We start from the raw sequence: 21234 nt of genomic DNA, 5'->3' as shown, positions 1-21234 counted from the left end.
GCTCAGGTGGCGGCGCGGGTGACGCGCAGACCTTCGTCCGGGTCGTAGTGCAGGTCGAAGCCGGCCACCGTGGCGCTGCCGTCCGGGTCGATGTCGAGGACGAGTTCACCGGCCAGCCAAGGGCTGTCTTGCCAGGCGCTGAGGTCGGTACGCCGCTCCAACTCGGCGATGACTTCGTCGATCACATCGGCGGCGGTCATCGCACGCGGTAACGGCAGGGTGCAACGCGCGATCATCCGGGGCAGCGGCCGGCGCGGGAGACTGCTGGTGGGCACCGGGCCTCCGCCGCCGTCAATCCAGGCTGGCAGTGCCAGGCCCTCCTGTGTCCGTACCAGGAGCAGGACCTCGAGAGACTCGGTGTCGGTGTCGCGGACGTGACCTTGGGCCACGCGGTCGTCGGCGTTGCCGACCCCGCCGGAGAGCCAGCCGATCAGTGGTGTCCCCGGTTCGCCGACGCCGGCGAGGCGGAAGCCGTCGGCCTTCAGCTCTTTCGTGGTGATCTCGTCTCGCTGCTTCGCCTCCGCCTCGACCATCGTGGCCTGCCACGATGGCGGGCCGACTGCCGTGTCGCCGTATGCGGTCTGCGTGATCAGCGCGATGTCGGACGGAAGTCGCAGCGGCACGCCGTCCAAGTGCGGCAGCAGCACGGCGGCGCTGCGCAGCAGCGTGGCCAGCTGGTAGACGCGTCGTGAGCCGGTGACCGGTTGCGGTGGCTCGGTCGTCCAGTCAGCGCCGGTGATCCAGCACGTAGGCGTCGCGAGCCGGGCGGGGCGGTCGTCGCGCGGATGGCGGTGGAGCCGGCCGATGCGTTGCAGCACCAGGTCGACCGGGGCCAGGTCGGTGACGAGCAGGTCGAAGTCGATGTCCAGGGACTGCTCGGCGACCTGGCTGGCCACTACCACGTGCCGTTGTGGGCGATTGCCTGCGCCGGGTGGCCCGAACGTGTCGCGCAGCCAGCGGTCCTTCGCGGCGCGGTCGAGTGCCATGAATCGGGAGTGCGCCACCGACACGGGGGTGTCCGGCCCGAGCATGACGCGCAGCGCTGCGGCGGTCTCCTGGACGCGGGTCACGGTGTTGCGGACCACGAGCGCGCAGCCGCCGTCGGCCAACTGCTCTCGCAGCACCTCCGCCAGCGCCGGCAGATCGTCGGCCAGTCGGCGCAGCGTCACCTCGATGCCCCGTCCCGAGTCGGCGCAGGTGGTGGCGGTGGCGCCACGGTCAGCGGTGGAGACCGTGACCAGCGGGTATCGCAGATCGGTGCGCAGCGCGGCGTACGGGTCGATCCGCGGCTTGCCGCGGTCGCGCCAGGTGAGCGGGGGCGGCGGTCCGAGCCGGCCATCGTCGTACGCCTTCATCAGCTCGGCCCGCCGGTGTGCCGGCAGCGTCGCGGAGAGCACGATCACCGGTACGCCGTACGCGCCGAGCCATTCCAGTGCCCGGTCGAGGAACCGTCCCATGTAGACGTCGTAGGCGTGTGCCTCGTCGATGACGACGACCTTGCCGGCGAGGCCGAGGTGGCGCAGCACCAGGTGCTTGCTGCGCAGGGCGGCGAACAGCAGTTGGTCGATGGTGCCCACGACGAAGCTGGACAGGAGTGTCCGTTTGGGTCCGGCGAGCCATTTGTGCACTCCGATGTCGGCGCCGCCGGCGTCCTCGGCGATACCGCTGGGCAGGAGCTTTCCTCGCAGCCGGTCGTAGTCGGGGTTGAGCGCCGCCTTGCCGTGGGCCAGCCGCACGTCCCGGGCGCCTCGGCCGACGTCCAGGTCGGGCAGCCGGCGCAGCCAGGACAGCATGCGATTGAACATGGCATCGCTGGTGGCCCGGGTAGGCAGTGCCAGGTAGCAGCCGGATGCTCCGGTGCGGCGGGCCACGATCTCCACCGCCGCCAGGGCCGCTTCGGTCTTGCCCTCCCCCATGGCCGCTTCGACGATCATCATGCCGGGCACGGGCATGGTCGCGGCCAACTCGGCGACCGTGCGCTGCACGGGCCGTGGTGCCGCGCCAGCGGGTAACGCGAACCGCGCCCCGAACAGGTCGTCCACGCTCAGCGGCGGGGTGGCGGGCCGCCATGGGACGGGCAGGTCCAGCTCGTCCCAGCCGGACCGCAGCCGGTCCTCGTCGGTGCTGTCGAGGATGTACGGGAAGAAGTCCTCGTTGCTGGCTATCCAGTCAGCGACGATGACGAGACCGGTGAGGGCGGCCTGCACGGGCTGCGAGAGCGGCACAGTGCTCCACTCGGTCAGCCGCTCCCCCGCACCCGACCGCTCGGTCATCCAGGTCAGCAGCTCCTCCTGCACCTGCTGCCAGGTCGGGTCACCGAGCAGATGGGGACGCACCTGGGCATCGCGAAGTCCCTCGTCGGTCGGTGGGACACCGTGGTGGCCCCCGACGATGACGGCGAACGGGTGCGCGTCGCTCCAGTCCTGCTGGTGCAACCAGTTCGCCAGCAGGAGGTGCCCGGCGGTGGCGTGGGGGGCGTACTTGCGGTCGGCGCGGATCAGGTCCCGCTGGAATCCGAGACCATGGTCGCGCATCCGCTCTGCCAAGGCGAACGCCTGGTAGGCGAAGGCGGGCGTGGCCTTGCCGATGTCGTGCACCCCGGCGATCCAGACGGCCAGGGTACGGGCGTCGGCCTCCCCACCAGGCAGCTCGTCGGCGACGCGGCGACGCACTGTCTGACCCAGCCAGTGGTCCCACAGTTGGCCGGCCACGTCGGCGGTGTCGGCCAGGTGCCGCCACAGCGGCAGCCAGCCCACCGGTGAGGTGCCCCTGCGGTCGGTCTTGCCCCAGACCGAGCGTGCCCCGTCACCGAGTTTGGGACCGTCGACGACGGCGCGGGCGCTCATCGGCCCACCGGCAGCAGCGGGCTGGGCATGCCGCTGTGCGACAGATAGAGCACGTCACGGGCGCGGGTCAGGGCGACGAACAGAAGGCAGCGTTCACGCTGTAGATCCTGTCGGTGGGCGTGCGGATCCTCCGTCGCCGAGGTGAGTGCGTGTGGCGCCGGCAGCACGCCCGCCTCCAGCCCGACGACCGCAAGGCACTGGAACTCCAGCCCTTTCATGCGGTGCATGGTGTCCACGCGCACCCCGTCGACGCCCCGCTTGTCGTCGGAGACGGGAATGTGGGCGTCGCTCAGGATTCTGCTGATGGTCTTGACGAGCTTTCCGGTGCGCACGGCCACGCCGACGGCGTGCGGCTCCACGCCCTGCTCCAGCCAGGTCCCGACCCGCTCGATCAACGCTTCGAACTCACCGTCGCGGCTGCTGTGAGCGGCAAACTCGGGTACGCCACCACGGGTGATCGAGCGGTATCCCCGCAATGTGTCGTCCTGCCCGTCCAAGCCGACGGCGGCGTCGCCGTTGAGGACTTTGACCGACAGGTCCAGGATTTCGTGGGTGGTCCGGTAGTTGACGGTGAGCCTGCGGGTCCGGCCGCGCACCTCGATGCCGAGCTGGGCCAGGGACACGTGGCTGTCGTAGATGCGCTGGTATGGATCGGCGAGCAGGAACATGTCGTTGGGCCCGGGTGCGACGAGCGCGCGCAGCAGCCGCCACTGCGCCGGGTGCAGATCCTGCCCCTCGTCCACGACCACGTGCCGGTACGGGGCGCTGCTGCGGCGCAGGATCGCGGCGGCCTCGTCGGCGAGCTGGGTGTGGGTGCGCAGGCGTCGCTTCGCCAGCTCCCGCACCACCGAATCGATCGCGGTCCACACCTGCTCGCGCTGCGCGGCCCGCAGACCAGCGCCGCGGCCTCGCCGTGGGGCGTCGCGGTACGCCTCCACAGTGGTCAGCTGCTGAGCGAGCACCACCTGCTCCCACTCGTGCCGCAGGAAGGCCGCGCTGAACGTGGTGACCTGGCCGGCGCGGTTCAGGTAGGTGGGCCCGGCCTTCGCGGCGGCTTCCCACAGCTGGTCGACGATCTCGCTCTCCGCGACCAGGACTCTTCTGCTGTCCCGGGCGACGATCTCGTACGCCAGCTTGTCGATGCTGATCACATCGATGCGTGCCCGGACTGCCGGGTCGTCGGTGAGCCGGTACAGCTGTTTGGTGAGGGCGTCGGCGAGCGCACGGGTGAACGTGGTCAGGAGAACCTTCTCCCCGTCCGGCAGCCGCTCGGCGAGGAACACCGCCCGATGCAGGCCGGTTACCGTCTTGCCGGTCCCGGCGCTACCGTTCACGAGCGCGGGGCCGCTGTAGGTCTCGCGGTAGGCCACGTCGCGTTGGGTCGGGTGCAGGAAGGTACGCCACACGTCGAACGGGTGGGCGAGGATGGCCGCGAGCTCCATCGGGCCGGAGATGAACTTGATCCGCTCGGGGGTGCGATGGGCGGCGGTCAGCAGGTCGTCGGTGTCCACACCGGACACGATCCGGTCGGCCAACTCTGCGAAGACCTCCGCTACGGGCAACCCGCTGGCTAGTCCTTTCAGGACGTCGAGCTGTGCCTCTGGCAGGCGGCCGGCCAGGCTCTCCAGCTGCTGGTCGGTAGCGATGACGCGCAGCAGTGGCACCAGGTCCTCGTCCACACCGAGCCGCGCGAAGTCGGCGGCCGAGACGTGATCGAACAACGCGAGGCCCGGCCGCTCCGGCAGTTCGGTACCGGCGAATTCCTCGATGCCAGCCTGGTCACGCATCTCCAGCACACCGAGTACCTGGTTGACGGTGAAGCGGCGGCTCACCGCGAAGGCGATGGCGTCGTCGTGCGGCAGGACGTCGAGCAGTGCGTACTTCTCTTCGCCGAGGGCGAGTACCACGCCGCGATAGAACTGGTCGATGCGAATGGTGCGGATGTGGGGATCCCGCGCGCCGGCCAGCCTCTCCAGGTGCAGGCCGGCATGGGTGTGCTCGGCGAACTTGCTGATGGCGGCGTCGACCGCGCGCTGCACCCGGCGTTGCAGCCGGGCGTAGGCGGGCAGGAACCCCCGGCCGATCGCCAACTCAGCCATACCATCCCCCGTTGACGGACGCCTGGACGCGGCCAGGCATTGGGTGTCGAAACTGTCGTGCGCCGGACACGGTCAGCCGGCTCGATCGCGCAGCATGGACGACGGCACAGCCGAAGCCGGGCCGGTCGGGACACATGCTGCCACGCTGTGAACCATCTTTGCAAGCGACTTTGTGTGACCGGCGTTCACCGATCGGCTACATCCGGCCGGACGGACGTGCTCGGGTGCCGCCGATTCGGGCACTATGCTGGGGCCATGGCGCCAGGCGCGAACATCAAGGAGCGGTACGCCCTGGGCCGCTTCCCGTTGGCCCACAAGGGAATGGGTGAGGTCTGGCCCGCACAGGACACCCTGCTCGAACGCCCCGTCATCGTGAAGTTCATCAACGCCGCCATGATGGACATGGAGCTGGTGCGCCGGTTTCGCCGCGAAGCGTTACTCACCGCTCGCCTCGATCACCCCGGCGTACCCGCCATCTACGACATCGGCGAGCACTCTGGCCGACCCTACGTCGTCCTTCAGAAGATCAACGGCATCGCCCTCTCAGACCTGGTCGCGGAGCAGGGTCCGCTCCCGATCGGATGGGTAGCCGCCATCGGCGCGCAGATCAGCAGCGTTTTGATCGCCGCGCGGCGGCTCGGTCTTGTGCACCGGGACATCAAGCCAAGCAACGTCATGCTGGATACCAGCGGCGCGGTGAAGGTGCTCGACTTCGGGCTGGCCGTCACGCCCGACGACGAGCGTTTCTCGCGGATCACCCAGACCGGCCAGAGCCTTGGCACAGTGGGCTACATGGCGCCCGAACAGGTCCTCGGCGAGCGCCCCGACCACCGCACCGACCTGTACGGGCTGGGGGCCACCCTCTTCGACCTGCTCACCGGCCGCCCGCCTTTCGACGCCGTGACCACCATGACGACGCTGCGGCACCAGTTGGACACTCCCCCGCCACGCCCTGGCGAGCTGCGGCCGGAGATCCCAGAGGCGCTCGACGACCTGGTGCACGCGCTGCTGGCGCTCCACCCCGGGGATCGGCCTGCCAGCGCCGCCGACGTCTACACCGTGCTGGCCCCGCTCTCCCAGGATCTGCCGCCAATTCCTGGCGTACTCGACGACACCGCCGAAGCGGTGCAGGCGTACGCCGCGATCGTCGGGCGGGTGCCGCATCAGGCTCGCGCCAAGCCACCGATCACCGCCGTGCAGGCCGAGCCCGACCTGGAGCAGGCCATAAGGCAGGCGGAGCAGTTGCAGGCCGCCGGCGAGATCCGAGCCGCAGTGCGTGAGTGGCGGCGGCTCGCCGAGGCCCACGCCCGGCAGCACGGCGACGACGACCCTCTGGTGTTCGATCTGCTGCGGCGTGCCGCGCGTGCCCACGTGGATCTCGGCGAACCCGGCTGGGCGCTGCGGCAGCTCAACATGCTGCTACAGAGCCGGATACGGGCAGACGGACCGGAGCATGCGGCGGTGCTGGACCTGCGGCAGGAGATCGCCCGGCTCCGCCAGGAGCGGGCGACCTCACCTCCGCCTCAGCGACGCCCACCGAGCGCGGATCGCTGAACGACCGAGGCAGCAACACGGCCTTCTGCTCGGGAAACCGGTCACCTTCGTAGCGGAAGATCTGAGCACAGTTCTGCCCGCGCGTCTCAGTTGTCAGGGCGCGCACCGCCAGCGGTGAGTACATGGTGCTGTGCTTCAACCAGGCCGCCTCCTCGCCGTGCCGGTCGAAGCCGCGGCCACTCGCGGCGTGCCCGAACACGTCGTGGACCGCCCGGAACATGTCGTTCTCGCCGTCGCTGAGGTACGGATGCGGGTTACCGCTGGCCGCGCTGGCCCAGACCTTGAGGCGACGCCGCCGCACGTCGTGGACCATCGACTCGACGTCCGGATACGGATCCTCGTCGACGATTCGCACCGCCACGCCCAAGCCACCGAACTCCGGCCGGCCCACCAGCAGGTGGTACTGCTGGACAGTCTCCCGACAGAACGCGGCGTACGCGGAGTAGGCCCGCTCATCCCGGACCGGCGCCGCCACGTAGGCGTCCGCTATGGCCACACCGACGACGGGGTCAAGGCGCACTCGCGCGTACACCTGGGATGCGATGCCCGTGGGACCGGAACGGTACCGCTGCGCACCATGACATACGTACGCGACCGGCGGAAAGCACGACGAAGCGGTTGACAGAGCTGGTTCGAGCAAGAGTGTTCATGGTCCTCCTTCGATCGTTGGGATGAATCTGGTCCGGTCACCGGTGAGCCGGACTCTCCCGCCCACCCTGTGGCAGCGCCGCCTCGCCGGAGTCGGCGTGCTGCTCGCGACGCAACAACTCGCCGAGCACCCGGATCTCGGAGGCCCGACGGTCCTGACAAAGCTTTGCGATCTTTCCGACGGTGGTGCTGCGCCCACGACGCGGCATGGCGACCTCCAAGGAACGTGAACTAGAGCAAGAACCACCATAGACACTGTGAATCGCGTATACAAATCAGATGCCTGTGCTACTGTTCACGCGTGACGAGAGAGTCGGGCCTCGCCCCGAGCGAAACCACCCTGACCGCCAGCGGCATCGCACGGCTGGCCAACGTCGGCAGGGCAGCGGTCAGCAACTGGCGGCGCCGGTACGCCGACTTTCCCACCCCCGTCGGCGGCACCCCGACGAGCCCGTCGTTCGACGCACAGGAGGTGGAGCACTGGCTGCGCCGCCACGGCCGGCTACACCGGGCCGGCACCGAACAATGGGCGTGGCGACACATCGAGAGCTACCAGCCAGCAGCGCAGATCAGCGACGTGCTCGGCATCGCCGGCGCGTTCCTGCTCGTCCGCGCCGATCAGACCACGTCCGCCAACGCCGGCCTACCGACGCCGAAACAGCTCGCCACCCGCCTGCGCGCGCTCGACCCGGGCCTGGCCGCGATGGTCGCCGCCTTGCTGCCGAAACAGTGGACATCACAGCTCACCACCCTGCTGCACACGCTCGACCAACTCAGGGCGGAGCAGGGCGCGGAGCCCGCCTTCGAGTACCTGCACGGCCGGTACGTCTCCTCAGCCCAATCACTGTCCGGCCTCGCCGGCACACCGGACACCGTCGCCGAGGTGATGCTCGCCCTCGCCGGCTCCGGAGCCCGCACCTTCGACTTCACCAGCGGCACCGGATCGATCCTGCGAATGGCCGCCGACCAGGCCCTGCGAGGCGGCGCCATCACCCGCTGCTACGCACAGGAGATCAACCCGCAGTACGCCCTGATCACCCTGCTGCGGCTGTGGTTCGTGCACCTACGCGCCCGTCGTGCCGCGCCCGACGCGGAGCCGCCCGTGGTACACGTCGGCGACAGCCTCCTCGCCGACGCCCTGCCCGACCTTCGCGCCGACGTCGTCGTGGCAAACTTCCCCTTCGCCGTACACGACTGGGGGCACGACCGCCTCGCCTACGACCCCCGCTGGATCTACGGCCTGCCCCCGCGCACCGAGCCCGAACTCGCATGGGTGCAACACGCCCTGGCCCACCTCTCCCCCGGCGGCACCGCCGTCGTACTCATGCCTCCGGCCGCCGCATCCCGCCCGGCAGGCCGCCGCGTCCGCGCGGAACTGGTCCGCCGCGGAGCGCTACGCGCGGTCATCGCCCTCCCGCCTGGCCTGATGCCGCCGACCGGCATCGGACTGCACGTCTGGGTACTCACCCAGCCCGACCTCCAGCAGCCACGCGCCGGAGACCTGCTCGTGGTCGACGCCGCTGCCGCCTCCACCGGTCGCCCCCTCGCCGAGATCGTCGGCACCGCGTGGAGCGCCTACCTGTCGGACCAGTACACGGAACTGCCCGGCGTCCACCGCACCGTGCCCGCCATCGAAGTGCTCGACGACCAAGTCGACCTGACACCGCAACGCCACCTTCCCCAGGCCGGCGACCTCGCCGCCGACCCGGCCCAGGTCATCGCCAAGATCAACGAATTCGAGCGACTGCTCGACCGCATGCGACGCCTTCTGCCCGCGATACGAAAGGTTCGGGGGACACCGCTAAGCGAAGCCCCACAAGCGGACGTCGCCGACCTCGTCCGGTCCGGCAGCATCTCCGTGCAGCGCGCCCTCTCGCGTAGCCGATCCGCCACCGCCACCATCGACGCCGCCGTACTAACCGCCGCCGACATCCTGTCCGGCGGCCCGGCCACCGGCTCGACGACCCGAGCGGGCGACGAGCCGGGCCCACAAGTACAGCCAGGCGACATCCTCGTCCCCGCCATCGGCCGCAAGATCAGCGCTCGGGTCGCCACCCCGCAACAAATCGGCGCCGAACTCGGACCCGGCGCTCAACTGATACGCGTCGACACCACCCGCTTCGACCCGTGGTTCGTCGCCGGTGTCATCTCCCGCACCGAGAACATGCGGATAGCCGGTCGAGCCTCGAGCACCGCCAACGGAGTCCTACGCATCGACGTCAAGCGACTTACCATCCCAGTGGTGCCGTTACAGCAGCAGCAGATCTACGGACAGGCATTCCGCCAACTCGCCGAATTTCGCACGACCCTCGACGAAGCGGCAGCGACCGGAGCCATCCTGGCCCGTGAAATCGGCGACGGCTTGACGGCCGGAGCATTCGGCCTCCCATCCTGATCCCACGGGCGGATCCTCCTCGCCGACCCACACCACCGCATCACGCGATGATCGAGGCGACACGAACCGTAAGGCGACGAGCAAACGCGCCAATGCCGCCTACACGCGCCGTCACCGCACCGCCCGATGGTTGGGCTGCAGCATCTCCGAAGCCACTGGGCGCAACCACGATTCACAAGCGAATCGGCCACCACCTCCGGCTGCTTCGTCCCAGGGAATCCCGGCATTCCGATGGGAGCACCCGCCAAACCTCCTGCTTGGTGTAGTCATGCCCAGGACCATCCCCGCGTGCGCGGGGAGCACATCCGGGGGGCGATGGGATTCCTGCGCGTCTGGGGACCATCCCCGCGTGCGCGGGGAGCACTTCAGGCCACGCAACACCGCGTGGTTGAACCGCGGACCATCCCCGCGTGCGCGGGGAGCACCTTGTTGACCTGGGGCTTTGGAGCCCGCTGGGCTGTATTTTATTCACTTCTCCGCAGACATGCGAACGCCCCTGCCACTCCGCCCGTCCGCAGGCACGCCTGGAACCTCGCCGTCGAAAGACCGCCGCCAGCGTCAGGCGTGTCGATGTGCCGGTCGCCTCACACGCTGAGGCCGTGCGGCCTCGGTTCGGGGCCGAGCTTCGACGTTGGCGGATGGATCGAGGTTCGCCATCGGAAGCTCGGCGAGGCGCTCTGGCGCAGCGTCGGGCGTTCACCGGACACCAGCCGCCTGTGGTCCTTCGTATCGTGCGAGCCAGGCGATCACCGTGCCGGCTCAACAGCGTCTATAAAACGTCTGTCGGCGGTACTGGTGCGGCGCTCACATTTTCGCAGCGAATGGCATTTGGCGTCCGCTGCACGCGACTAACCCACGAGGTGAAGCACGTGACATCGATTCGCAAGGTTCTGAGACGAGCATTGGTCATCGCCGTGGGCATCGTCCTGGCTGTGACCGTTGCCCCCATGCCAGCCAGCGCACACGAGGTGAACGTTGCGTATCGCGGCACGAGCATGAAGGTGACCAGCAGCCATCGCACTGCCACGATCTGCACCTACGGAAACTGGCAGGTGCAAGGCGAACTGCGCCTGAGCAACGGGACGATGGTGGTGTTGATTCGCACCCAGCAAGGCTGCAACTCGAAGATCTATTCGGTGAACGTACGCGAGTTCCGAGTCTGTAGCTGGCGCTACTCCCCGGCCAGATGCAGCAGTTGGTTCACCGCATAGCTGGTGCCGAGGACGCGGCCTCCCTTCGGGATCTACAGGTTCGTGGACATGGCATGAGACTTTCCCGATGTCGGGTTTCGCGGTGCGAAACCCGGCATCGGGCTCGATCCAATGTCTTCCGGCAATGTCGTTTTGGGTGATGGCTAAGCAGGTACAGCAACCGCGACCGCACCGGCTCCGGCCGGCACGCTTAGGTTCCTGCGCGCTTAGGCTTCCGCGGCCGGTCCGTACGCGACGACGTCGATCTCGAACTTGATTCGGTCGGTGAGGCAGCCGGTGATCGTAGTCCGGGCTGGCTTGGGTGAGGAGAAGTACTCGGGGTAGATCTGGTTGTATTCGTCGATGTGTGCCGGATCGTGCACAAACGAGTTGACCTTGACCACGTCGGCGAGCGTCAGGCCCTGGGTGGCCAGTGCCCGGCGTACGTTTTCGACGGAGCGGCGCATCTCCTCGGCGAAGGTGCCGGGGATGATCGTGCCGTCCGCGTCGACCGAAGCCTGGCCGGATACGAACACGAAGTCGCCGGCGCGGACGGCGTTGCTGAACAGGGCCATGCTGGCTACCGCCAATCTTTGAGGGCGCGGTCGATACGGGTGAGGGTCTGGTCCAGTTCCTTGGGTCCGTGGGCGGCCGAGACGTACCAGACGCCTCGGCTCGCGACCCAGATGCCGTGCTGGATCAGGGCGGCGGCGAGCTTTTCGTAGCGGGCCAGGTCGAGTCGCCGGATGGTGCGGTAGTCGGTCGCGTCCTCGGTGCCGAAGGAGACGTGGAAGGCCATCGGCAGACCTTGCACGTGCAGGTCGAGCCCGTGCTTGGCGCCGAGGTCGCGGATGCCGGCCATGAGCGCGGTGCCGTGCTCGTCGATCGCTTGGTACGGCGGCTCCGAGCGCAGCAGCCCGATCGTGGCGGTGGTGGCGGCCATCGCCATGACTGAGCCGTTGAAGGTGCCGGAGTGGTTGACCTGTCCGGTGCCGAAGCGCTCCATGAGGTCGGCGCGGCCGGCCAGCGCCGAGACCGGCCACCCGCCGGCCATCGCCTTGCCGTAGGTGGCCAGGTCGGGGGTTACGCCGAACCGCTCGGCGGCGCCGCCGAGGGCGAGCCGGAAGCCGGAGATCACCTCGTCGAAGATGAGCACCACACCGTTGTCGGTGCACAGCTCCCGCACGCGCTCCAGGTACCCGGGCAATGGCTCGATGGTCCCGGCGTTGATCATCATCGGCTCCATGATGATCGCGGCGACCTCGTCGCTGTGTTGTGCCAGCGCTTCGGCGACCGCGTCCGCGTCGTTCCACGGCAGCAGGATGAAGTCGTCGAGGTGGGAGGCGACCTGGCCGTCGCTGGCCGGGCCCCAGCGACCGCCCTTGTACGCGAGCAGGACGTTGTCCAGCCAGCCGTGGTAGTGCCCCTCGAACCGGATCACCTTGGTGCGGCCGGTGGCGCCGCGGGCGAGCCGCAACGCCGCCTGGACCGACTCGGTGCCGGAGACGCCGAACCGGACCATGTCGGCCCAGCCGATCGCGGCGCAGATCGCCTCGGCGGCTTCGACCTCCAGCAGGTGCTGGCCGCCGTAGAGCAGGCCGCCCCGGCACGCCCGCTCGACGGCCTCCAGCACCGGGTCAGGTGCGTGTCCGAGGAAGTTCGGCCCCTGGCCGAGCAGGTAGTCGATGTAGTCCTTGCCGTCCACGTCCCACATCCAGGCGCCTTTGGCCCGCTCGATGTACGCGCGGGGGCCGCCGAAGCGCACGTTGGACTGCACGCCGCCGGGAGCGTGGCGCAGCGCGCGTTCGCGCAGTGCGTTCGACCGCAGGGCACGGCGGGACTGGTGGGTCATGGAGGGGTCTCCTTGCTCTTCGAGCGACAGCCCGTATGTTTCGATCAGTGAAACACTCGATTCATTTTGTAACCTCAGACTATGAGGGGGTGATGTTCGGTGTCAACGCGCGATCCGTCCTCGTCGGCCTCGAAGATGTGCACGTTCGTCGTGGTGCCGACCTGGACGCCCTGCCCGGCCTCGATCTCCGCGTCGCCCGCCATCCGGGCGGTGAGCTCGCCGTGCGCCATCGCGACGATCACGTGGGTTTCCGTGCCGAGGCGCTCGACGATGCGCACCCGGCCGTCACCGCCTTGCTCGGTCGGGGTGAGCACCAGGTCCTCGGCCCGTACGCCGAGCACCGCCGGCCCCGTTCGGACCGCCCCGGGCAGGGGCACCCGCCACCCGGAGGCGGTGAAGGCACCCTCGGCGATCTCACCTTCGACCTGGTTCATCGACGGCACACCGACGAAGGAGCCCACGAACCGGTTGGCCGGGCGCCGGTACAGCTCCAGCGGCGGGCCGGCCTGCTGGATGCGCCCGGCGTTCATGACGACGAGCAGGTCGGCCAGGCTCATCGCCTCCATCTGATCGTGGGTGACCAGGATGAACGTGCCGCCGACGTCGCGCTGCGTCTGCTTGAGGCGGACCCGGGTGTCGTTGCGCAGCTTGGCGTCCAGGTTGCTCAACGGCTCGTCGAGCAGGAAGACCTTCGGCTGGCGGACGATGGCCCGGGCGAGCGCCACCCGTTGCTGCTGGCCGCCGGAGAGCTGTCTCGGCTTGCGGCCCAGCACCTCGCTCAGCTGGAGCCGCCCGGCCGCCTCCGCGGCCAGCGCGCCGGCCCGCTTCTTGTCCATGCCCCGCATTCGCAGCGGAAAGGCGATGTTCTCCAGTACCGTCCGGTTTGGATAGAGGGCGTAGGACTGGAAGACCATCGCGATGTCCCGCTTGTCTGGGGACAGGTGCTGCACCTGCCCGCCGTCGAAGAGGATCCGGCCGCCGGTCGCCTCCTCCAGCCCAGCGATCATGTTGAGCGTGGTGGTCTTGCCACACCCGGACGGCCCGAGCAGTACGGTGAACGACCCGTCGGGCACCTCCAGGTTGATGGAGTCGACCGCGACCACCGGCCCGAACTCGCACCGCAGGTCTTCGAGAACCACTGTTGCCATTTGCGCGTCAACCCTTTCCCGCACCTGACAGCAGGCCCCGCACCAGGTACCGCTGGGTGACCACGGCGATGACCACGGTCGGCAGCGCGCTGATCAGGGAGCCGGCGGCCATGAGCCCGAAGCTCTGCTCGCGGACGTTGTACAGACCGGCGATCGCCGGCTGGAGGAGGATGCCCGACTGCTGATTGTTGAGCACGACAGCGAAGACGAAGTCGTTCCAGGCCACCATGAACGCGAACAGCCCCGCGCTGATCAGCCCGGGGGTGGCCAGCGGCAACGCCACCCGGGAGAAGACCCGCCACCGGCTGGCGCCGTCGATCCGCGCGGCCCGCTCCACCTCTGGCGGCACGCCGGCGAAGTACGCCCGCAGTAGGTACACGGTGAACGGCAGCGTGATGCTGATGTCGGCGATGATGACGCCGGTCAGGGTGTTGGTGAGGGCGAGGTTGCGCAGCACCGTGTAGAACGGGATGAGGAGCGCGAACGCCGGCACCATCTGGGAGCCGAGCAGGGCCAGCGGCAACGTGCGCGAGCCCGGGAAGCGGTACCGGGCGAACGCGTAGCCGGCCGCCGAGCCGAGTACCACGTTGGCCAGTGCCACGCACACGGCGACGATCGCGCTGTTGCGCAGGCCCGGCATGATCAGGTCGCTGGGGTTGGCGGCTGGGCCGCTGTCGAAGGCGCGGGACAGGATCGTGGTGAAGTTGCTGAAGTCCGGCTTGGGTAGCCAGACTGGCGGCGTGCGCAGCGCGTCGGCCTCGCTCTGCACCGCGACCAGCAGCAGGAAGTAGAACGGTCCGAGCACCCAGATCGCCATGAGGAGCGCGAACACGTAGCGCCAGACACGGCGGGCTGGTCGGCGGTTCACGTGGCCCTCCTGCGGCCAAGTGCGAACACGGTGATCACGGCGGTCGCCATCACCAGCAGCGTCATGATGTAGAAGATCGCGGCGCTCTGCCCCAGATTGAGGTCGCGGAACCCGGTGCGGTAGCCCCACCAGGCGAGCATCGTGGTGTCCGTGCCGGGCCCGCCGCCGGTCAGGATGTAGATGGGCGCGAAGACCAGAAAGCCGTTGAGGGCGGCCAGGACGACGACGATGAGCGCCGTCTCCCGGATGTGCGGCACCACCACGAGCAGGAACCGGCGTACGGCTCCGGCGCCGTCCACCCGGGCCGCCTTGAGCTGCTCCTGCGGTACGGTCTGCAACGCCCCGAGAAACAGCAGCGTGGCGAACGGGGTCAGGCTCCAGACGATGCCCAGCCCGACGACGGCCAGCACGGTGCCTCCGTCGGCGAACCACGATATGTACTCGTCGATCAGGCCAAGGTCGAACAGCGCCCCGTTCAGCGGCCCGAAGGTCGAGTTGAAGATCCAGCCGATGGTGAGGGCGAGGGTGGTCTGCGACAGCGACCAGGGCAGGATCATCAGCCCCCGCAGCAGGCCACGGCCCCAGAAGTCCCCGTCCAGGACCAGCGCGAAGCCGATGCCGAACGCCGTGGTCAGCACCGTCACGCCGAGGGCGAACAGCACGGTGCGCCACAGGCTCGGCCAGAACAGCGGTGCCTGCACCACCTCCACGTAGTTGCGCAGGCCCACGAACCGCGCCGGCTCCCCGCCGGAGAGCCGCAGGTCGTGCAGGCTCACCCAGAACGAGGACAGCAGCGGGTACACCAGCAGTGCCAGCGTGACCAGCAGTGCCGGCGCGGCCAGCGCCATGCCGAACCAGCGGTCTCCGCGGCGGTGGCCACGAAGCGCCCTGGCTGGTGTGGTCACAGCTTGCTCTTGACGAAGTCGGCGGCGGCGGTGAGGCCGTCCCGGGCGCTGCGCCGGGCCCGCACCACGTCCTGGAGCGCGGCGGTGGCCTGCACGAGGAACTCGCCGAACCACGCCTGCTGCCGGACCCGGCCCAGCGAGCGGGACTTGGTCAGCTGCTGGGCCATCAGGTCGACGTCGGCCCACTGGCTCCACGACTCCCGCACGGACGGGTCGCTGTTGACCGCCTCGTACGGGGTCAGCAGGCCCAGGTCGAGCGAGATCAGGTTGAGCGGCGTGTGGTACTTGCCGTCCTTGTCCTTGGCGGCCAGGTACTCCAGCAGCGTCCACGCCTGCGGCTTGTACGGACGGCTGGCGGTCATGCACCAGAAGGCACCGGACGCGACCGTCTCCCGGGTGCGGCCGGGCATCAGCGCGTTGCGCGAGACGTCGGCCACCTGACTCTGCCGCGGGTCGCGGAAACCCTTGGCCTGCGGCCCGTACCGGACAGTGAAGGCGCTCTTACCACCGGCGTAGATGTTGACGATGTCGCCATACGAGGTGGTGAAGATGTCCCGTGGCACCAGTCCTTCGGCGTACATCCGGGCCCACCGCTCCAGCGTGGCGGCGACCACCGGGTCGTCCTGGAACAAGGGCTGGAAGTCGTCGGCGAAGAACGGCCCGGCACCGTCCGAGAACGACTCGGCGACCAGCTCGTAGAAGAACATGCTGACCTCGGCCGTCCAAAATGGAGAGTACGGGGTGGCCGCGATCCGCTTGGCCTTCAGCTCCCGGCACTGCTCGACCATCTCGTCCCAGGTGGTCGGCGGCGCGGCGTTGATCCGGCCGAGCAGGTCGGCGTTGTAGACGAATATCTCGATGCCGCGGTAGTAGGGCAAGGCGATCAGCTCACCGTCCTTGCCCAGGCACTCTTCGAGCACCCCAGGAAGCCAGGTCTGGGTGAGTTCCTTCGCGCCGGGAAAGTCGTCCAGCGCGCTGATCCAGTTGTTGGTGTACCAGAGCTGGGCGTTGCCGTCGGTGAAGAGCACGTCATAGTCGACCGCGCCGCCGGCCAGCTGGGTGTTGGTGGTCCCGGGGTAGTCGGTGGTGACGTAGGCGGTGTTGAGGCTCAGCGGCTTGTATCGCGCGTTGAAGTCGTCCACGTATGGCTGAAGCAGCGGGCCGACCCCGGCGTCGTGGTGGATGGCGAGTGTGGCGTTGGGGTCGCCGGAGGAGGTGCCGCCCTGCGGGGCGCCGTCGTCGACGCTTGTCGCGCACGCGGACAGCAGGGTCGGCCCGCCGAGCAGTGCGGCTCCGCTGAGGCCGAGGGTCCGTAGCAGGTGCCGGCGGCTCAGGCCAGCCGAGTGGTGGTCCGGCGGGAAGCTCATCAAGACTCCCATTTCACTAGATGGACTCTCTATGTTGGAAACTGGGTGTTGGTGTCGTCCGTCAGCTCAGAAGGCGCTCAAGCCGCCGTCGACGAAGAGGGTGGACCCGGTCACCGGGCCGGCCCCGTCCGAGACGAGCCAGGCCACCGCCTCCGCCACCTGGTGTGGCGCGGCGGCCCGGCCCAGCGGCGTCGGTTTGCTCCACCCCGCGTCGCGCCGCTCTCGTGTGTACGCGGGATCGAGGCTCGCTTCCGTGTCGACGGCGCCTGGCGCGAGGTGCACCACGCGGATCCCGCGGGGTGCCAGGTCGTAGGCCAGCGCCCGGGTGAGCCCGGCCAGTCCGGCCTTGCTGGCGACGTAGGCCGCCGCGTCCGGCTGCGCCTGGAACGCCGCGATGGAGCCCACGTTGACGATGACGCCGCCGCGCTCGGCGAGGTGGGGCAGCGCCTCGCGGGCCAGTCGCAGTGGTGCCTTGAGGTTGGTGTCGATGATCCGGTCAATGCGCGCGTCGTCCAGGGCATCGAGCGGGGCGACCGCCGGCCGGCCGGTCACGGCCGCGTTGTTGACCAGCACGTCGAGCCCTCCGAACCGGGCCACGCACTCGGCCACGGCGGCACGCGGCCCGTCCGCACCGGCCAGGTCATGGGCGGCGACGTACGCCCTGTCGCTGGCCAGCGCCCGCCGGCCCTCGCTCGCCTCCCGCTCGGTCCGCTGCACCGCGAGGACGTGGTACCCGTCGGCCAGTAGCCGACCGGTGATCGCCGCGCCGATGCCAGTGGCTCCGCCGGTGACGAGCGCTACGCGACCTGTCATCGGACAAGTGCCTGTGCGTCGATGCTCGGCACGGCGGCCAGCAGGCGTGCGGTGTACGGATGGTCGGGTTTTGCCAGCACCCGCTGCGCCGGCCCGTCCTCCACGATGGCCCCTTGGTACATGACGGCGATCCGGTCGCACAGCGCGCGGACCACACGGATGTCATGGCTGATCATGACAAGTCCAAGGCCGCGGGCCTGGCGAATCTCGCGCAGCGCGTTGATGACCTGACCCTGTACGGACACGTCCAGGGCCGAGGTGGGTTCGTCGGCCACGATGAGCTCCGGATCGAGGGCCAGCGCGCGGGCGATCGCCACCCGCTGGAGCTGGCCGCCGGAGAGCTGGCGAGGGCGACGCCGCCTCGTCTCGGCGGGCAGGCCGACGGTGGCCAGCAGCTCGTCGACCTTCGCGCGGCGCGTACCCCTGTCGCCGATCCGGTGCACCACGAGCGGGTCGCGCACGATCGAGCCGATCGACAGGCGCGGGTTCAGCGAGTTCTTCGGGTCCTGGAAGACCGCCGCGATCCGGCGGGACCGCGGCCGCGGCGGGTCGGACGGCGCGATCTGGCAGGTACCGGAGGTGGGGTGCTGGATGCCGAGCAGCACCCGGGCCAGCGTCGACTTGCCGCTGCCCGACTCCCCCACGATCCCGATGCTCTCGCCGGCGTGCACCGCCAGCGACACGCCGTCGAGGGCGGTGACCTCCCGTCCGGCCCGGCTGTCGCCGAAGCGCACGACCACATCCGCCAGCTCGGCGAGGATCGAGCCGGTCATGATGCCCTCCCTTGCGGGTGGCGGCAGGCGTGCCACCGGTCCCCTTCGGAGACCGCCACCAGCGGCTCGACGCAGTCGGACAGTGCCGCGTCGCAGCGGCCGGCGAACCGGCATCCGGGCGTGAATCCATCCGGCGACGGCACCGCACCACCGATCACCGTCACCGGGCCACCCGCCTCCAGCGATCGTCCGGCGGCGACCAGCCCGGCGGTGTAGCGGTGCCGGGGGCGGTCCAGCAGATCCTGGGTCGGGCCGGCCTCGACGAGCTGGCCGGCGTACATCACCATCGCGCGGGACGCGGCGTGCCGGATCACCCCGAGGTCGTGGGAGACGAGCAGCAGGCTGAAGTTGACCTCCGCGGTGAGGCGCAGCAGCAGGTCGAGGATCTGCGCCTGCACGGTGACGTCCAGCGCCGTGGTGGGCTCGTCGGCGACCACCAGGTCGGGGTCGCGGGCGAGCGCCATCGCGATCAGCACACGCTGGCGCTGCCCACCGGAGAGCTGGTGCGGGTAGGAGGCGAGCAGCCGGGCGGCGTCCGGCAGCCGCACCAGGTCGAGCAGCTCCGTCGCGGGGCGGGAGCCGCCGAGCCTGGCGATCTGCGCGAACTGCCGCCGGATGGTCAGCGACGGGTTCAGCGAGGTCAGCGCGTCCTGGTACACCATGGCCACGGATCGCCCGCGCAGCGCCCGCCGCTCCCGCTCCGAGGCGGCCACCAGGTCGCGATCGCGCAACCGCACCGACCCGGTCACCGCACTCCCGCGCGGAAACAGGCCGAGCAGCGCCAGCGACACCAGCGTCTTGCCGGAGCCGGACTCGCCGACCAGGCCCACCACCTCGCCGGGCCGGATCGCGAAGCTCACCCGGTCGACGACCGGTGTGTTCCCGTAAAGGCGGGGAAACCGAACGGTCAAATCGCGAACCGTCATCAGGTCCACGCCTGCGGCGGTGCTCACGGCGGTCACGAGTCACCCTCCAGACGCCGCCCAAGGTGCGCGGCCAGCGAGTTGAAGACCAGGACGGTCAGGAACACCGCGGCGCCCCCGGACACGCTGATCCACCACTGCCCGCTGCCGATGAAGGCGCGTCCATCGCTGATCACGTTGCCCCAGGAGGGTGTCGGCGGCTGGGTGCCCACCCCGATGAACGACAGCGCGGCCTCGGCGACGACCACCTCGGCGAGCACCGTGGTCGCGAACACCGCCACCGGGACCAGCAGGTTGGCGCCGACGTGGTATCCGAGCACCCGGTGCGCCCGGCTGCCGATGATCCGAGCGAACGTCACGTACTCCTCGCTCAGCTCGCGGGTGGCCGCGGCACGTACGAACCGCGCGAACGGCGGGGTGTAGATGATCGCGAAGATGACCACGCTGGTGGTGGTGCCCGAGCCGAACGCGGCGGCCAATACGACGGCGAGCAGGATGCCCGGGAACGCCATCAGCACGTCGAGCACCCGCATGATCAGCTCGCCGACCCAGCGTCTGGCCCAAGCGGCGAGCCCGCCGAGGACGGCCCCGGCGACAAGCGCGACCGCGGTGGCGGCGATGCCGACCACGAACGAGATCCGGGAACCGGCGATCACCCGCGAGAAGACGTCCCGGCCGGACTGGTCGGTGCCCAGCCAATGGTCCGCGGACGGCCCCGTCAGCGGCGTGCCGGCGCCGGTCTGGAGCGGATCGTACGGGGTGAGCAGCGGCGCGAGGACCGTGACGAGCAACAGCGCGGCCGCGCCGAACACGGCGCCGTGTAGCCACCACCGGCGCTGCCGCCGGGCCGGCCTGGTCTGCGACGCCTTTGGGGCGCTCATGTCCGGGCCTTCGGGTTGAGCGCCAGGTACAGCAGGTCCAGTACCAGCGACACGACAAGGATGCCGATCGTGCCGAGCAGTGCGACCGCCCGGGTGACCGCGAGGTCGCCCTGCCGTACGCCTTGGATCAACAAGGTGCCCAGGCCCGGCAGGTTGAAGATCTGCTCAACCACGATCGCGCCGGACAGCAGGTAGCTGGCGCGCAGACCAAGGACGGTCAGCGGGCCGGTCGCGGCGTTGCGGAAGGCGCTGCCGAACACCCTGGCCGGTGCGATGCCGGCGCCTCGGGCCGAGCGGACGTAGTCGCGGTCCAGCTCCTGGGTCATCGCGGACCGCACCTGGTTGGCCAGGGCGGCGGCCAGCGGCAGGGCCAGCACGGTGGCCGGCATGGCCATGTGCGTGAGCCAGTCCAGCGGGCCGGCCGACCAGGGCCGGTAGCCACCACTGGGCAGCCACCCGAGCACCACCGCGAATACCTGGATGGCGACCAGGCCCACCCAGAAGTCGGGAGCGGCGAGCGTGACCGACGTCCCGAGCCGAATCACCCGGTCCGCGCCGCCGCCCTGGCGCGCGGCGGCGATGATGCCGACCGCGACACCGAGGACGGCGGCCAGCAACAGCGCGGTGGCGGTGAGCTGAATGGTCACCGGCGCGGCCTCAGCCACCAGGGCACTGGCATCGGTGGGTCGGGTCGCCGACCGGCCAAGTTGACCTTGGGACAAGTCACCGATAAAGCGGACGAAACGGACGGGCATCGGGTCGTCGAGCCCGTTCGCCTCGATGTAGGCGGCACGCTGCTGCTCGGTCGCGAACGGTCCCAGCACCGCGGTGGCCGGATCGCCGGGTGCCCGATCGATCCCCCAGAACACCACGAACGTGACGCCCACCAGCACCACGGCGGAGGCCAGTACCCGCATCAGTACCAGCCGAACCACCGGGTGGCGCCGGGCTGTCATTCGCTTCACGATGATC

16 protein-coding genes are annotated in these 21234 nt (G+C 69.6%); 3 read left to right on the top strand and 13 right to left on the bottom strand.

The features are described from left to right. Window positions 1-2: 2 nt before the first annotated feature. Both cas3 and ACFFIA_RS21950 read right to left on the bottom strand, forming a co-directional pair. On the bottom strand, window positions 3-2846 hold the full coding sequence (gene cas3, locus ACFFIA_RS21955; protein WP_377253489.1) for a CRISPR-associated helicase Cas3': 2844 nt from the start codon (window positions 2844-2846) through the stop codon (window positions 3-5). After that, on the bottom strand, window positions 2843-4945 hold the full coding sequence (locus ACFFIA_RS21950) for a UvrD-helicase domain-containing protein (protein WP_377253488.1): 2103 nt from the start codon (window positions 4943-4945) through the stop codon (window positions 2843-2845). The genes cas3 and ACFFIA_RS21950 overlap by 4 nt, the downstream gene beginning before the upstream one ends. A 255-nt stretch (window positions 4946-5200) precedes the next feature. On the opposite strand from ACFFIA_RS21950, the gene ACFFIA_RS21945 reads away from it, so the two are divergent. From ACFFIA_RS21945 to ACFFIA_RS21935, 3 genes are all read left to right on the top strand, one after another. Then, a complete protein-coding gene (locus ACFFIA_RS21945) occupies window positions 5201-6499 on the top strand; it encodes a serine/threonine-protein kinase (RefSeq protein ID WP_377253487.1) in 1299 nt (432 codons plus the stop codon). A gap of 949 nt (window positions 6500-7448) precedes the next feature. Beyond that, a complete protein-coding gene (locus ACFFIA_RS21940) occupies window positions 7449-9542 on the top strand; it encodes an HsdM family class I SAM-dependent methyltransferase (protein ID WP_377253486.1) in 2094 nt (697 codons plus the stop codon). A gap of 869 nt (window positions 9543-10411) precedes the next feature. Next, on the top strand, window positions 10412-10753 hold the full coding sequence (locus tag ACFFIA_RS21935; protein ID WP_377253485.1) for a hypothetical protein: 342 nt from the start codon (window positions 10412-10414) through the stop codon (window positions 10751-10753). Window positions 10754-10959: 206 nt separating this feature from the next. Here ACFFIA_RS21935 and ACFFIA_RS21930 read toward each other — a convergent pair whose 3' ends face one another. The 11 genes from ACFFIA_RS21930 to ACFFIA_RS21880 all read right to left on the bottom strand — a co-directional run bounded on the left by ACFFIA_RS21930 (window position 10960) and on the right by ACFFIA_RS21880 (window position 21218). Continuing rightward, a complete protein-coding gene (locus ACFFIA_RS21930) occupies window positions 10960-11307 on the bottom strand; it encodes a RidA family protein (protein ID WP_377253484.1) in 348 nt (115 codons plus the stop codon). Between the two features lie 5 nt (window positions 11308-11312). Next, window positions 11313-12584 carry an aspartate aminotransferase family protein gene (locus tag ACFFIA_RS21925; protein ID WP_377253483.1) on the bottom strand — a complete coding sequence of 424 codons (1272 nt, stop codon included), beginning with the start codon at window positions 12582-12584 and terminating at the stop codon, window positions 11313-11315. 74 nt (window positions 12585-12658) lie between these two features. Next, window positions 12659-13732 (bottom strand): ABC transporter ATP-binding protein, encoded by a 1074-nt coding sequence (locus tag ACFFIA_RS21920; RefSeq protein WP_377253482.1) that lies wholly within the window; start codon window positions 13730-13732, stop codon window positions 12659-12661. Between the two features lie 7 nt (window positions 13733-13739). Continuing rightward, window positions 13740-14600 carry a carbohydrate ABC transporter permease gene (locus ACFFIA_RS21915; protein ID WP_377253481.1) on the bottom strand — a complete coding sequence of 287 codons (861 nt, stop codon included), beginning with the start codon at window positions 14598-14600 and terminating at the stop codon, window positions 13740-13742. Next, window positions 14597-15505: a carbohydrate ABC transporter permease gene (locus ACFFIA_RS21910; protein ID WP_377253480.1), complete on the bottom strand. Its 909-nt coding sequence runs from the start codon at window positions 15503-15505 to the stop codon at window positions 14597-14599. Before ACFFIA_RS21910 ends, ACFFIA_RS21915 begins: the two co-directional genes overlap by 4 nt. Further along, window positions 15502-16872 carry an ABC transporter substrate-binding protein gene (locus tag ACFFIA_RS21905; RefSeq protein WP_377253479.1) on the bottom strand — a complete coding sequence of 457 codons (1371 nt, stop codon included), beginning with the start codon at window positions 16870-16872 and terminating at the stop codon, window positions 15502-15504. Before ACFFIA_RS21905 ends, ACFFIA_RS21910 begins: the two co-directional genes overlap by 4 nt. A gap of 66 nt (window positions 16873-16938) precedes the next feature. Continuing rightward, a complete protein-coding gene (locus ACFFIA_RS21900; protein ID WP_377253478.1) occupies window positions 16939-17685 on the bottom strand; it encodes an SDR family NAD(P)-dependent oxidoreductase in 747 nt (248 codons plus the stop codon). After that, the gene (locus tag ACFFIA_RS21895) at window positions 17682-18458 is read right to left on the bottom strand and encodes an ABC transporter ATP-binding protein (RefSeq protein ID WP_377253477.1); all 777 of its coding nucleotides are present in this window, start codon (window positions 18456-18458) and stop codon (window positions 17682-17684) included. Before ACFFIA_RS21895 ends, ACFFIA_RS21900 begins: the two co-directional genes overlap by 4 nt. Then, the gene (locus tag ACFFIA_RS21890) at window positions 18455-19420 is read right to left on the bottom strand and encodes an ABC transporter ATP-binding protein (protein ID WP_377253476.1); all 966 of its coding nucleotides are present in this window, start codon (window positions 19418-19420) and stop codon (window positions 18455-18457) included. The genes ACFFIA_RS21895 and ACFFIA_RS21890 overlap by 4 nt, the downstream gene beginning before the upstream one ends. Then, window positions 19417-20262: an ABC transporter permease gene (locus ACFFIA_RS21885; protein ID WP_377253475.1), complete on the bottom strand. Its 846-nt coding sequence runs from the start codon at window positions 20260-20262 to the stop codon at window positions 19417-19419. The genes ACFFIA_RS21890 and ACFFIA_RS21885 overlap by 4 nt, the downstream gene beginning before the upstream one ends. Beyond that, window positions 20259-21218 carry an ABC transporter permease gene (locus tag ACFFIA_RS21880; protein ID WP_377253474.1) on the bottom strand — a complete coding sequence of 320 codons (960 nt, stop codon included), beginning with the start codon at window positions 21216-21218 and terminating at the stop codon, window positions 20259-20261. The genes ACFFIA_RS21885 and ACFFIA_RS21880 overlap by 4 nt, the downstream gene beginning before the upstream one ends. Between the last annotated feature and the right edge of the window lie 16 nt (window positions 21219-21234).

The sequence above is a fragment of the Phytohabitans kaempferiae genome, assembly GCF_042433955.1.
Classification (GTDB): domain Bacteria; phylum Actinomycetota; class Actinomycetes; order Mycobacteriales; family Micromonosporaceae; genus Phytohabitans; species Phytohabitans kaempferiae.
This window is presented reverse-complemented; position numbering and strand designations above follow the sequence as displayed.